A 13,707-nucleotide genomic window follows, 5' to 3' on the forward strand; every position below is an offset into this window, starting at 1 on the left:
TATGGAAATTATTCTGATGCGCCACGGCAGGCCTGATATAGTCCGTTCAGACGCGCTCGGTTCCCGCGATATGCCAGGCTGGATAAGCCGTTATGACGAGGCCGATACGGGAACCGATTTACCGCCTGAGGCAAGCCGTGAGTTAGCAGCCAGGGCAGGCATTGTCATCAGCAGCGATTTACCCCGCGCGCTTTCTTCGCTAAAAGCCCTTGGTTGTGAGCCAGTGCAAATCGATGCGTTATACCGGGAGGCAGAACTGCCGGTGCATCACGTTGGCAGGCTACGTTTGTCGCCGCTGGCCTGGAGCGGCATCTTTCGCGTGTTATGGCTGTGCGGATTATCAGGCCACGCTGAAACGCTGCGCACCGCAAAACAGCGCGCGGCGAAGGCGGCGGAGAATCTGGCAACGCTTGCCGGCAACACCCAAAACCCGGTGCTGCTGATGGGGCATGGCATGATGAATCGTTTAATTGCCCGAACGCTTATCCGTCACGGCTGGCGTGAAATCCGCAAACCGGATAAAGGCTACTGGGGGGCGGGGGTCTATCGTCGTGCGGACTAGCCAGGCTCATCTGTACGGGCCATTATTATTGCAGGTAAAAACACCATGACTGTACAGCATTTACTGATTATTGGCGCATCGCGCGGGATTGGCCGCGGCCTTGCCGGGGCGTTCGCTGACGCAGGCGCCGATGTGATTGCGACCGTGCGCGGGAAAAAGCGAGAGGACGCGCATCCGCGGATCACGACGCACATTGTGGATATGACCGACCCGGCGAGCTGCACCCGCCTTAAGGAAACACTCAGCGCGGTAACCTTCGACGCGCTGGTCGTCAACGCCGGTATTTTTGGCCCCGATCATCAGAGCGTGTCGCAAGCCACGCAAGATGAGATCGCCTCGTTATTCCTGACCAACGCCATCGCGCCGGTGCGCCTGGCGCAGGCGATGCTGCCGCAGGTCCGCGAAGGCGGCGTCATCGCCTTTATGTCCTCCGGTACCGCGAGCTTTACGAATAACGATACCGGCGATATGGCGCTGTACCGCGCCAGTAAAAGCGCGCTGAATTCGCTGGCGCGCTCGTTTGCCGTGACCGAAGCGCTGCCGGGAAAACGCAGCGTGCTGTTGCTGCACCCCGGCTGGGTACAAACCGATATGGGCGGCGAGCGCGCGCCGGTGACGGTGGATGAGAGCGCGGCAGGGCTGAAAGAGGTCATCAACGCCGCGCTGGATAATCCACAGTGCCGGTTTATCGATTATCTCGGGCGGGAGATTGCGCCGTAAGGCGATATCCCCCATCGCGGGCGGCATTTTTAAAGCCGAATTTTACTCGCCGCGCGGCGCAGACGGGCATCGCCGCGACGGTCATATTTCTGGGTCGTTGTGACGCTCGCATGGCCCATCGCGTCACGCACCGTGATCAGATCTTCGCCGTTATCGAGCATCATGGAGGCGAACGTGCGGCGAAGATCGTGCGGCGCGCAGTCATCGATGCCGCACTGGGTGCGGCGTTCGTTCAGAATATGGTATACCGCCTGCGGGGTCAGACGTTCAGAGGTGACATCGTCACCGGCCCGAATGCGGGTGAACAGCGGGCCGGGATGCTCGCCGCGTATGGTGTCAGTCCAGTACCGGATCCGCTGCCAGACGGCGTCCGGCATAAACGCCAGCCGCTCTTTATTGCCTTTTCCGAGCACGCGCAGCGCCTGGTCTGACTCCAGGATGCTCTCATAGTCCAGCCCGACCACTTCCGAACGGCGCAATCCGCAGCCGAGCATTACGGCCAGCATGGCCGCGTCGCGCGGGCCTTTACAGCTTTTATCCTGCTCACAAAAAGCAAACAGCGCGCCGACCTCTTCCGTTGTGAGCGCTCGCCCACGGGTGAGACGGCTGCCGCGCACGGCGCGCACCGCCAGGATCTGCTGATAGCTGTCGGTGTCCATCAGCTTCATCATCCACGCCTCGCGGGCGGTGCCTTTCAGCGCGGAAAGATAGGTATTGATCGTGGCGGGCGCGCGGCCGGATGCCGAGAGCATCTCCAGCAGCCCCTGCACATGATGACGACGCAGGCTGCCCCAGGGGCAGTGCTGCAGAGTGCCTGCACCGAGCATCCCGGCCACAATGTGTAAAAACGATCGCATGGTCTGCCGGCTCGCGGCAGAAGGCAGGCTTAAAAGGTACGCCATCGCCGGGTTGAGGGGCCGCGCCTCGCCACCCGCGGAAAGCGGCGTGGGGGCGCTGAACGCTGCGCCCGACAACGGGCCTGGCAGCAAAATGTCATCAGGCAGTCCGGTCATCATCACCCCATAAAATTCACGCAAAAAGAACTCAGCGTCTCGTGAAAAGTAGCAGGATTATCCCCTGAAGCTCGCCTGACGGTAAAGCTACTTTTTCAAAGGTACATTTTAATAAGTAGCCATCATTATGCCCGGCGCGACAGGGAAATCACCGGCGTAGCTGTCAGAAAAGCGCGATGTCGCGTCATCCATTTAAACTATGACGCCGAACGTAGCGGTTATGATAGCGTGAAGCGGCAGGCGAAATTTTCACCGCTTACCAATACGTGTCGCCGCTAACCCGAGATGAAACTGAAGCAGGTTTAACGTGCTATCGATAACGGATTGTGGAATAGAATATTATTAAACGCCGGCTAAACGGCCGCAAAAATAATAAAGATGCATCTGTAATATAGATTCATGTATGATATACCGTCATTATTAAAATAGTCACACCATCAGGAAGGTTATCGTCAATATGACCATAGCATTGATCGTCTTTTTGGTTGCCATCATTGCCTATGCTTTTTATAAGCATACGGTTCTGGTGAAATCGCGTTCGCTGCCCACCCGCGGCGGCAAACGCCGTTAAACATATCTCCCGGAAGCGTTATCAGGGCTGACGACGCTTCCGCCTCTCCAAAAAAACCTCTTAATTCATGCGCTTAAATGATGATATTTTCACCACTATGGTGAAATATCTGGCAGCGTTAATGAATCTCTTTGTTTATTCCTTTTATTTAAAACACCGTTTTAAAGCCTGATGAAAAGCGCTTTTATTAATCTGAGTTAAGCAATTATGAAGATATTGTCAGGATAGTATCAGTAAATGTAAGCAGAAAAAGAGACGATAAAATAATGAAAGAAACCGATTTAAAGAGTGAGACCGGTTACAGAAACCAAGAAAATTCTTAAGCGATGCTAATATTATTTTTCTCTTTTTTAACCAACCGCTAAAAAAACCAGCCCCGTTGAAAGTGAGAAAACGGCGGGCATACCAGCCCGCCAGAGTCTTGGGTGATTCAGCGCAGCGACCCACCGTTGCTGGCAATCACGTCTTTATACCAGTAGAAGCTTTTCTTACGGCTGCGGGCGAGGGTGCCGCTGCCGTCGTCGTGGCGGTCCACGTAGATAAATCCGTAACGTTTCGACAGCTCGGCTTTCGAGGCGCTTACCAGATCAATCGGCCCCCAGCTGGTGTAGCCCATGACGTCCACGCCGTCCTCAATCGCCTCGCGCACCTGCACCAGATGATCGTTCAGATAATTGATGCGGTAGTCGTCGTTAATGGCGCCATCCGCCTCCACGCGGTCTTTCGCGCCAAGGCCGTTCTCGACGATAAACAGCGGCTTCTGATAGCGATCCCAGAGCACGTTCAGCAGCGTGCGCAGCCCGACAGGATCGATTTGCCAGCCCCACTCGGAGCTTTGCAGATGCGGGTTCGGCACCATATTCAGGATGTTGCCGCGCGCCTGCTGATTCAGCGCCTCGTCAGTCGTCACGCAGCCGGTCATATAGTAACTGAAGGAGATGAAATCGACCGTCGAGCGCAGGGCCGCGCGATCTTCATCAGTGATGTCGAGGGAGATACCGTTATCGCGGAAATAACGCAGCATGTAGCCGGGGTAGGCGCCGCGACACTGGATATCGCCGAAGAACTGCCAGGTGCGGTTCTCCTGCAATGCCGCGAAGACATCGTCCGGCTTGCAGGTAAGCGGATACATCAGGCCGCCAAGCAGCATATTGCCGATTTTCGCATCCGGGATAATCTCGTGGCACGCCTTCACCGCCAGCGCGCTCGCTACCAGCTGATGGTGGATAGCCTGATAAATCTGCGCCTGCGTACTCTCTTCCGGCAGGCCGACGCCGGTCATCGGCGCGTGCAACGACATATTAATTTCGTTAAAGGTCAGCCACAGTTTGACCTTATTCCGGTAACGGGTGAACACGGTGCGCGCGTAACGTTCGAAAAAGCCGATCGTCTCGCGGTTCCCCCAGCCGCCATACTGCGTCACCAGCCCCCAGGGCATCTCATAATGTGACAACGTCACCAGAGGCGTAATGTTATGCGCCGCCAGTTCGTCAAAGAGCTTGTCGTAGAACGCCAGTCCCGCCTCGTTGGGCTCATGCTCGTCGCCATTCGGGAAGATACGCGTCCAGCCGATGGAAACGCGCAGGCAGCTGAACCCCATTTCGGCAAACAGCGCGATATCCTCCGGGTAGCGGTGATAAAAATCGATCGCCACGTCTTTAATACCGCTGTCGCCTGCCGCACGCTCAACCACCGGGCCTAAAATGCCTTCAGGCTGCACGTCAGAGGTGGAAAGCCCTTTGCCATCCGTAAGATAAGCGCCTTCCACCTGGTTTGCGGCAACCGCGCCGCCCCACAGAAAGCCGTCCGGAAATGTTTTCATGGTGTTCTCCTTTGATTAAGCCGGTTCAGCGGCCAGCAGCGGCATGCCTGCACTGACGGCCGTGGCCGCCACCGTGGTGACCGCGCGGTAGCTGTCGCTGTTGCTGATAATAATCGGGGTGGTTAAATCATAGCCTGCATCGAGAATGGCCTGACGATCGAAAGTAATCAGCACGTCGCCGGGCTGCACGCGATCGCCCACGCGCACATGGGCGGTAAACAGTTTGCCTTCCAGCTTGACGGTGTTGATGCCGACATGGATCAGCAGCTCCATGCCGTTATCGCCCTGTAAACCAATGGCGTGGCGCGTCTCGAACAGCGACGCCACGCTGCCCGCGAACGGCGCGCGCACCTCATTATCAGAAGGGATAATGGCAACGCCCGCGCCCAGCAGGCCGCTGGCGAACGTCGGGTCCGGCACGTCGGCGAGCGCCAGCACCGTACCGCTGAGCGGCGCCAGCGCGGCATTCTGCGGCGCGGTTTCCGAAGCGCAGGCGGCCTCTTCTGTACGCCCCGGCAGCCCGGCGACCAGCGTTAACCCGCAGGCGAGCGCCAGCGCCGTCAGCGTGCCGAATACGCCTCCCCAGAGCGTCGCATCCACGCCGCCCGGCGGGATCATCTGCGCCAGCGTAAAGATACTGGCGAACCCGAACGAGTAAACGTGACTGTGGCTGAAGCCGACAATCGCGCCGCCGACCGCGCCCGCCACGCAGCCGAAAATAAACGGCCGGCGCAGCGGCAGGTTAACGCCATACACCGCAGGCTCGGTAATGCCGAAAATTCCGGCGGTGACGGCCGAACCGGCCAGCGTTTTCTGGCGCGCGTCGCGGCTGCGTAAAAAGATGGCGAGCGCCGCGCCCACCTGGCCCATAATCGCCGGCAGCAGCATCGGCAACAGCGAATCCTGCCCGAGCACCGCCAGGTTATTGACCATCAGCGGCACCAGCCCCCAGTGCAGCCCGAAAATCACGCACACCTGCCATAACGCGCCCGCCGCCGCGCCCGCCAGCCACGGCGCGAAGGCGTAGATAAACTGATAGCCGTTCGCGAGTATCTGGCTGAGCCAGGTGGCGACCGGGCCGATAATCAGAAAGGTGAGCGGCACAGTGGCCCCCAGGCAGAGCAGGGGAGTGAAGAAATTTTTAACGGCGGAGGGCAGCAGCCGGTTGCCCTGTTTCTCCAGCCAGCAGCTTACCCAGGCGGCGAAAATAATCGGGATAACCGAGGCGCTGTAGTTGAACCAGATAACCGGCACGCCGAGAAACGTCTCCGTTATCGCGCCCGCCTGCTGGCTCGCCTGGAAGGCGGCGATCATTGTCGGGTGCGTCAGCGCGCCGCCGATGGTCATGGTGATAAACGGATTGCCGCCGAACTTTTTCCCGGCGGTGTAGCCCAGCACCAGCGGAAAGAAAAAGAACAGCGCGTCGCTCGCGGCGAACCAGATTTTATAGGTGGCGCTGGTGGTGTTGAGCCAGCCGCAGACAACCGCGATCGCCAGCAATCCTTTCAGAATACCCGAGGCCGCCAGCACGCCGATAAACGGCGTAAAGATACCGGAAACAATATCGATAAGGCGCGCCAGCAGGCTGCCGCGTGGCGCGTCTTCGGTAATGCCCGCCTCGCGGCAGACCGCCAGCCAGACGTCATGCACATGATTGCCGATCACCACCTGGAACTGGCCGCCGCTCTCCACCACCATGATGACGCCCGGATGCGCTTTCAGACCCTGCGCATCGGCCCTGCCGTTATCTTTAAGCCTGAAGCGCAGACGCGTGGCGCAATGGATAACGCTGCTGATATTCTCTCTGCCGCCCACGCGGGCGAGAATATCCTGTGCTAATGCCTGATAGTCCATTCCGTTTTCCTTCAATGCGTTAACTGAGTTTTAGACATAAAAAAACCCGAGAACGGCGCCCGTTTACCGGACACCGCGCTCAGGTTTTGCCTGCCGAGGCAGTCACAATCCTTTTTATATGGCCCAGAGGCCGGGGCTTAACGCCCTTCTTTTCTTACCCGCTCGATATGAATCGCCAGAAACATCATCTCTTCCGCCGTCAGCTCGCGCTGGTAGCTTTTACTGAGATAACCGGAAATCTTCTCCGCGCAGCGCCAGGCCTGCGGATAGTTATCTTTCACCGCCGAATGCAGCGAGAGATCGTCATCCGCCACCACGGTGCGGGTGAGCATTCGCTGCGCGAAAAACTTCAGATGGGTGACAAAACGCTGATAACTCAGCGACTCTTCATCGTATTCCAGCTGAAGCTGATACTTCACCAGTTGCAGGATCTCCTGCATCACGCGGGTGACGTGCATCACCTCGGGCATTTCGCTGTTGAGCTGCGCCGTCACCAGGTGCAGCGCGATAAACCCCGCTTCATCCTCGGGCAGTTCCACATTGAGCCGCCGGGCTATTATGGCCCGCGCCTCCTGACCCAGCGCATACTCTTTCGGGTAGAGCCGTTTTATCTCCCACAGCAGCACGTTTTTGATCGCCAGGCCCTTTTTCTGGCGTTCGATGGCGTAGTGGCAGTGGTCGGTCAGCGTCACATAGAGACTGTCCTGCAACCGGCCGAGCCGCTCCGTGGCCAGCGCGATGATGCGATCGCAGGTGGTCATGACCTCAAGCGGGATCTGGCCCAGCAGTTCGCCGAGGCGGCGCACCAGTTCATCACTTTGCAGCGCGAACACCTTTTCAATGCGCGTGGCGTCGAGCTCATCGCCTGTACGCTTCTGAAAAGCCAGGCCGCGGCCCATCACGACCTGCTCGCGCCCCTGCGCATCCAGCACAAACACGGCATTGTTATTAAGAATTTTGGCGATCTTCATCCGAACCCCGGAAACAAAAAAACCTGACCTCCGGCACGCGCCAGAAATCAGGTTTTGCCTGCCGCAGCAGTGACAATCCAGTCATCTCACCTTAGCACTTTTATTCACCAGCTCAATATATCCTCCTGAAAAACGTGAGCCAGCGCGGCTATGGACATTTAATAACCAGACGACGCGCCTTACCCCTTTGGCGCGTAAAAGCGACACAACACGGCCATCGCCAGCGCGCTGCACAGCGGGAACACCGCCAGCAGGAGCCACGGCACCGCTGCCTGCGGGCCCGGCGTCAGCGCGTTATCCAGCGCGTCGCCCAGTATGAAATTCCCGGCCAGCACCGCCACGCCGCCCATCGAGGCCAGCGCGCCGTAGTGCGCGCCCAGATTACGGCCTGCGGCAAAGCGGGGAACCAGATCCATGCCCACCGGGACAATAATCATCTGCCCCAGCGTCAGGAGCGTCACCATACACGCCGCGGGCAGCAGCCGCAGCCAGCCGGCGAAGGGCGGGGACGGGGCAAACAGCGCCACGCTGACAAACGAGGCCGCCAGCAGCGCGAAACCCAGCGGTAACATGCGCGCGGCCCCGAAACGGCGCGAAACGCGCGCGAGCGGCAGTTGCAGCGTAATGATCAGCAGCGACGCGAGAATAAAGAGCGGCCCGAGCGCGGCATCGCTGCTGCCGGCGCGGCGCAGCTCCACCGGCAGCGCCAGGTACAGCTGGTTGTAGCTGAAAAGATAGGCGCTGTAAGCGAGGATAAACGCCACGAAGCGCGGCTGCTGAAAGGTTTGCCACCAGGGCGCGATGTGCAGCGGCCCGTCGCGATGCGGCGTGCGGGGCAGCAGCATAAACAGCGCCGCCAGCGCGACGATAAACACGCCCGCGCCCGCGAGCGCCATCGTTTTAAAACCAAAACCGGCCATCAGCGAGCCAAGCACCGGGCCGAGCACCGCGCCCAGCTCGCCGCATACCGCAAAGAGCGCGAACCACTCGGCGCGGCTGCGTTTGCCTTCCGCCTCGCTGCGCGTACCGGCCTGCGCCATCAGCGATTCAATCGACGGCGAAAACAGCGCGCCGCCGACGCCCGTCAGACACGCGCCGGGCACCACCGTCCACAGGGAGTCGCCCAGCGCCAGCAGCAGATAGCCCGTAATGCGCACCACGCAGCCGCACAGAATAATGGCGCGCGCGCCGTAGCGGTCGGAAAGCGCGCCGCCCAGCAGAAACATGCCCTGTTGCGAAAACGTGCGCAGCCCGATAATGGCGCCGATAAGCCCGCCGGAGAGCAGCATATCGTCGCGCAGATAAATCGCCAGAAACGGCACTACCGCATAAAAACCGATGTTAAACACCAGCTGGCTGGCGGAGAGCAGATAAGGAGAGGTGTGCCTCGCGGCATGGGGTGCATGAGTGGACATGAAGACCGCATAACTGTTCAGAAAAAGTGAGGGCTCACTTAAAACATATTTGCGCCGTCTCTGGCAACTTTCGCCTGACGAAAACCGTCAGTGAGACGATATTGACTTCCCGCAGGCGCCCCGGTATAAGACCTCCTCTTAAGAATGATTTTCATTTACATAATACAAATTCTAATTTGTCCGGCCCGTAACCATTTCCGTGCGGCATGCGGCGATAAATCCACGTTAAGGTTGATGTTGATGAATGCTTTAGTAAAGAACGCGCTGGCGCTCGGCCTGCTTTGCGCCGCTTCGGCGCCCGTCCTGGCCACGCAATACCCGCTGACCCTTGATAACTGCGGGATGAAAGTCACCTTCACCCAGGCGCCGGAGCGCGTGGTGGCGCTCGGGCAGAACACCGCCGAAATCATGCTGCTGCTGGGTCTGGAAGACAAAATGGCCGCCAGCGCCTTCTGGCCCACGAAAGTCCTGCCGCAGCTCGCAAAACAGAATGAGAAAGTTAAACTGCTGACGGTGGAGATCCCGACGCTGGAGTCGATCCTCGCGCAGAACCCGGATTTTGTCGCCGCACAGCTCCCGCTGCTGCTGGGCCCGGACAGCAAAGTGGCGAAGCGTGAAGATTTCGCGGCGGTGGGCGTGAACAGTTATCTGTCGCCCGGCGTCTGCGCCACCACCAAAGATACCCGCGATATCTACGGCAGCCGTAAACAGCTGTGGGATATGACGCTGCTGTATAAAGAGATAGACGATCTGGCGAAGATTTTTAACGTCGAGGCGCGCGGCGAAGCATTGACCAAAGATTTCAAAGCCCGCGAAGCGGCCCTGAAAGCGAAATTCGGCAAAAATCACAAGAACCTCTCGTATCTCTTCTGGTTCTCCAGCGCATCGCCGTCGGCGGACGCCTACGTCGGCGGCAAAAACAGCGCCTCAGGCTACATCGCGCACCTGCTGGGCGGTCATAACGCGATTACCTCTGAAAGCGAGTGGCCGACGCTGAGCTGGGAGAGCATCATCGCCGCCAACCCGGATGTGATTGTTGTTTCCAGCCTCGACCGCAACCGCTGGGCGCTGGATAACGCCGACGCGAAAATCCAGTTCCTGAAAACCGATCCGGCGGTCAGCCAGCTCGACGCGGTGAAAAAGGGGCATATCGTGGTGATGGACGGACAGGCGATGAACCCGACCATCCGCACGCTCTATGGCGCGGAGCAGGTGGCGGCACAGCTTGAGAAGCTCGGACTGAACTGATGGCGGACGTCTCTTTAACCGTCACCCGGCGTCTGCCGGCGCTCCTCCTGCTGGCGCTCTCTGTGGTCGTGCTGGCGCTGGTGATCGCGCTGAGCGTGGGCATCGGCGAACTCTCCATTCCGCTGCAAACCACCTTTGCGGCGGTGACCAATAAGCTCGGACTGACGGCCGTGCCGCTTAACCGCATCCATGAGACGGTTATCTGGGATTTTCGTCTCAGCCGGGCGCTGGTGGCCGCGTGTAGCGGCGCGGGCCTCGCCATTTGCGGCGCGGTGCTGCAAAGCCTGCTGAAAAACGCGCTGGCGGAACCCTACGTGCTCGGCGTTTCCGCCGGCGCGTCGACCGGCGCGGTGTCGGTCGTGGTGCTCGGCATCGGCAGCGGGGCGGTATCGCTCTCCGCGGGCGCGTTTACCGGCGCGTTCGCCGCGTTCGCGTTCGTGGCGCTCCTGACCAACGGCGCGCGAGGCGGCAATGAGCGCACCATCCTGGCGGGCGTCGCCGCCTCCCAGCTTTTCAACGCGATTACCGCCTATACCATCAGTACCGCCGCCAGCGCCCAGCAGGCGCGCGACGTGATGTTCTGGCTGCTCGGCAGCTTCAGCGGCGTGCGCTGGCCGGAATTTCAGCTGGTGCTGGCGGTTGTCGTCCTTGGGCTGGCGGTCTGCCTGTGGCACGCCAAAGCGCTGGACGCCTTTACCTTTGGCGATGACGCCGCGGCGTCGCTCGGCATTCCGGTCGGTTACGTGCGCCTGATCCTCTTCGCGGTGACGGCGCTGATGACGGCGGCCATCGTCAGCATGGCGGGCTCGATTGGTTTTGTCGGGCTGGTGGTGCCGCACGTGATGCGCTATTTCTTCGGGCCGCTGCATCGCCGGTTGCTTATCGCCTGCGCGATGATGGGCGCTATCCTGATGGTGCTGGCGGATATCGCCTCGCGTACGCTGATAGCGCCGCAGAGCCTGCCGGTGGGCGTGGTCACCGCGCTGGTCGGCGTACCGTTCTTTGCGGTGATCCTGTATCGCTCAAGGAGATTCTCATGAGCATCCGCGCGGAAAACATCAGCTGGTCGGCAGGCAAAAAACGCATCGTGAATAACGTGTCGCTGAGCGTGCCGACCGGGCAGACGCTCGGCCTGCTCGGCCCCAACGGCTCCGGGAAATCGTCGCTGCTGCGCATTCTCGCCGGGCTTCGCCGCCCGGATGCGGGCAGAGTGCTGCTGGATGAGGGCGATATCGCGCGGTTGTCCAGGAAAAAGCTGGCGCAGCGCGTGGCGTTCGTTGAACAGCACGCGATGACCGACGCCAACATTCGCGTGCGCGACGTGGTGAAGCTTGGGCGGATCCCGCACCATTCGCCGCTCTCGTCCTGGACTCACCAGGATGACGAAATAGTGCGCCAGGCGCTGGAGCGCGTGGACATGTTCGACCGTCGCGACGACGGATGGCAGCATCTTTCCGGCGGCGAGCGGCAGCGCGTACATATCGCCCGCGCGCTGGCGCAGTCGCCCGGCGAGATTCTGCTGGATGAGCCGACCAACCATCTCGATATTCATCACCAGATGCACCTGATGCGCCTCATCAGCGAGCTGCCGGTGACGAGCATTGTGGCGCTGCACGATCTCAACCACGCCGCGATGTTCTGCGATGCGCTGATTGTGATGCAGGGCGGCCAGGTGGTGGCGAGCGGCACGCCGGATGAGGTGCTGACGGAGGCGATGCTGCGCCAGGTCTTCAAGGTGGATGCGCGTATTGAGGTTTCACCCCATCACGGCAAGAAGCACATCCACTTTGTGTAACCAGAAACCGTAACGTAAAACGGCCCCGTAAAGGGGCCGTTTTGTTTTCGCAGAGGCGCAGGGACGTTACTCGTTGCCCCACTGATTCAGGAAGTTCGCAATCTCATCGATATGCGCTTCAGGGATCCCCGCTTCGCGGGCCATCTCATGCTGCGCTTCTTCGCTGATCTCTTCGTTGTTCATCAGTCGGGTGATTAACAGCTGAAAGTAGTGCGCCAGGCGATCGCGCTCCGCATCGCTTACCGGCAGCTCTGTTTCCGTCGCGTACTCGTCAGCGATGTCATAAAACTTGATAGGAATATCATTACTCATAGGGCGTTCCTGATGGTGGTGTTTATGCCTGTCAGTACAGGGCGTTATGAGTAAGATAGTACCATTTCTGGCTGCGCGCTGGCGCGGAAAATGGCGAAGCGGGGTCAGTAATAATCTTACAAATCGCGATTGACCTTCATGCCCTGAGCAAGCGTTTGTTCGGAAATCATTTCAAAAAATGCTGTAAATGTGTCGCTTAGCCTGTAAAGGTTTCCGCACTCATCTTGCTCGGGTATTTCAAACTGTTGAAGGGTATCTTCCGCATGCAGATGCGTTCTGTCCCAGTAAAACAGGCCTTTCTGGTGTTCCCCATTCAGCAGCAAAAAATAGTTGCCGCCCGGATCGTCGCCGATGATTAATTTGCTGTCGATAAAATCCAGTTCGCTTAATAGCTCATCGTTATTATAAATGACATCATAATAATCGTTTTTCGTTTGCATCCCAAACAGGGCATTAAAAGCAATCGCGCCCTCATCGACACCGCGATACGCTAAATTACAGTAATCCGGGCTTTTAACCACAAAGCCATTATTTAACAGAAGGAACGTTTTATAATCTTCTGGCAAGCTGATGCGGTATGTCTTTTCCAGGCGCTGGATGTCGGCTTCTGTAATCATTTTCCCACAGGAGACTGGCATGGTTTTTCCTTCTCTGAATTAGGGTTACTGGCAGAGTCAATCTACCAGGAAAGATTTTATCTTGACGGATAAAAATAATTTCACGCCAGATAGCTTTAAAATACTATAAAAATGCCGTTTCGCTACTGCCTGTTTTCATCAACTGCAACCCATTGAATTTCAATCCCAATCCGTGTTCGGGATCCACATCGACAGAAAACATAAATCCAAAGCTTTTTTCCGTCTCGGGAGAAAGATAAATTTTTATCAGGAGCAGATTTTTTGCAGCGCAACCATACACTCGCTGACAGTATTCCCTGGCTTCCTCAGTAATCTTCACAAGAAAACTATTTTGCTTCTCAATAAGAAAATCAATATCAGCTTGGTATTTTTTATCGACTGTATCAGCATCCAGATTTATGCACTGGACAGGGCTTTCGCCGAACGCCGACAACACCAGGTCAACGGAAATTCCTTCATCATCCTCATAAAATGTCAGTTCTGGAGCTGCCATAAAATGCCTTTCTCTTTATCGTTTACGCTGTTGATAAGCGCAGGACCCGGATTTGTGATAAACGTTTCATAGTAAGCATCACACGGAGAAGAGTGGCAACTGAAAACCTGAAATTATCGGCCATAATATATATATTTAACATAAGATAGATTGCGCGCACTAATAAAAAACCCTTTGCGCGCCGCCACATCTCCCTCCAGACCGTAACATTCGCCTGCCATTTACGATACACTTGCGCCACTTTTCATTCCCGCTGTCTATGCAACCACATGGCGTCGCCAGCCGGTACAAAC

General features: G+C 57.9%; 13 protein-coding genes. 5 read left to right on the plus strand and 8 right to left on the minus strand.

The features are described from left to right. The first annotated feature begins 1 nt into the window (after position 1). Positions 2-562 carry a histidine phosphatase family protein gene (locus AFK65_RS20255; protein ID WP_007705913.1) on the plus strand — a complete coding sequence of 187 codons (561 nt, stop codon included), beginning with the start codon at positions 2-4 and terminating at the stop codon, positions 560-562. Between the two features lie 45 nt (positions 563-607). After that, positions 608-1,282: an SDR family oxidoreductase gene (locus AFK65_RS20260; protein WP_038858826.1), complete on the plus strand. Its 675-nt coding sequence runs from the start codon at positions 608-610 to the stop codon at positions 1,280-1,282. Positions 1,283-1,311: 29 nt separating this feature from the next. On the opposite strand, the gene AFK65_RS20265 is transcribed toward AFK65_RS20260, so the two are convergent. The 5 genes from AFK65_RS20265 to AFK65_RS20285 all read right to left on the minus strand — a co-directional run bounded on the left by AFK65_RS20265 (position 1,312) and on the right by AFK65_RS20285 (position 8,928). Beyond that, a complete protein-coding gene (locus AFK65_RS20265) occupies positions 1,312-2,295 on the minus strand; it encodes a tyrosine-type recombinase/integrase (RefSeq protein WP_032805193.1) in 984 nt (327 codons plus the stop codon). Positions 2,296-3,296: 1,001 nt separating this feature from the next. Then, complete coding sequence (locus tag AFK65_RS20270) at positions 3,297-4,688, minus strand: glycoside hydrolase family 1 protein (protein WP_007705901.1); 1,392 nt, start codon at positions 4,686-4,688, stop codon at positions 3,297-3,299. 15 nt (positions 4,689-4,703) lie between these two features. Beyond that, a complete protein-coding gene (gene bglF, locus AFK65_RS20275; RefSeq protein ID WP_038858828.1) occupies positions 4,704-6,542 on the minus strand; it encodes a PTS beta-glucoside transporter subunit IIABC in 1,839 nt (612 codons plus the stop codon). Between the two features lie 137 nt (positions 6,543-6,679). Next, positions 6,680-7,513 carry a BglG family transcription antiterminator LicT gene (licT, locus tag AFK65_RS20280; protein ID WP_007705894.1) on the minus strand — a complete coding sequence of 278 codons (834 nt, stop codon included), beginning with the start codon at positions 7,511-7,513 and terminating at the stop codon, positions 6,680-6,682. A 179-nt stretch (positions 7,514-7,692) separates the two neighbouring features. Next, entirely contained in the window at positions 7,693-8,928 is a 1,236-nt protein-coding gene (locus AFK65_RS20285; RefSeq protein WP_038858830.1) for an MDR family MFS transporter, read from the minus strand. 240 nt (positions 8,929-9,168) lie between these two features. Between AFK65_RS20285 and eitA the strand changes: the two genes are divergently transcribed. From eitA to eitC, 3 genes are read left to right on the plus strand one after another with little or no spacing between them, the layout of a single operon-like run. Further along, complete coding sequence (eitA, locus tag AFK65_RS20290; RefSeq protein WP_032805191.1) at positions 9,169-10,176, plus strand: siderophore ABC transporter substrate-binding protein EitA; 1,008 nt, start codon at positions 9,169-9,171, stop codon at positions 10,174-10,176. Beyond that, entirely contained in the window at positions 10,176-11,216 is a 1,041-nt protein-coding gene (locus tag AFK65_RS20295) for a FecCD family ABC transporter permease (RefSeq protein ID WP_038858832.1), read from the plus strand. Before eitA ends, AFK65_RS20295 begins: the two co-directional genes overlap by 1 nt. Next, entirely contained in the window at positions 11,213-11,971 is a 759-nt protein-coding gene (gene eitC / locus AFK65_RS20300; RefSeq protein WP_007705877.1) for a siderophore ABC transporter ATP-binding protein EitC, read from the plus strand. The genes AFK65_RS20295 and eitC overlap by 4 nt, the downstream gene beginning before the upstream one ends. Before the next feature lie 66 nt (positions 11,972-12,037). Here eitC and AFK65_RS20305 read toward each other — a convergent pair whose 3' ends face one another. The 3 genes from AFK65_RS20305 to AFK65_RS20315 form a co-directional block, all read right to left on the minus strand. Further along, the gene (locus AFK65_RS20305; protein ID WP_007705875.1) at positions 12,038-12,283 is read right to left on the minus strand and encodes a YmjA family protein; all 246 of its coding nucleotides are present in this window, start codon (positions 12,281-12,283) and stop codon (positions 12,038-12,040) included. A gap of 116 nt (positions 12,284-12,399) precedes the next feature. Further along, complete coding sequence (locus AFK65_RS20310; protein ID WP_007705872.1) at positions 12,400-12,921, minus strand: SMI1/KNR4 family protein; 522 nt, start codon at positions 12,919-12,921, stop codon at positions 12,400-12,402. 103 nt (positions 12,922-13,024) lie between these two features. Continuing rightward, positions 13,025-13,414 carry a hypothetical protein gene (locus AFK65_RS20315; RefSeq protein WP_032805190.1) on the minus strand — a complete coding sequence of 130 codons (390 nt, stop codon included), beginning with the start codon at positions 13,412-13,414 and terminating at the stop codon, positions 13,025-13,027. Positions 13,415-13,707: the final 293 nt, after the last annotated feature.

Origin of the sequence: Cronobacter universalis NCTC 9529, assembly GCF_001277175.1 — a bacterium.
In the GTDB taxonomy this organism is placed as follows: domain Bacteria; phylum Pseudomonadota; class Gammaproteobacteria; order Enterobacterales; family Enterobacteriaceae; genus Cronobacter; species Cronobacter universalis.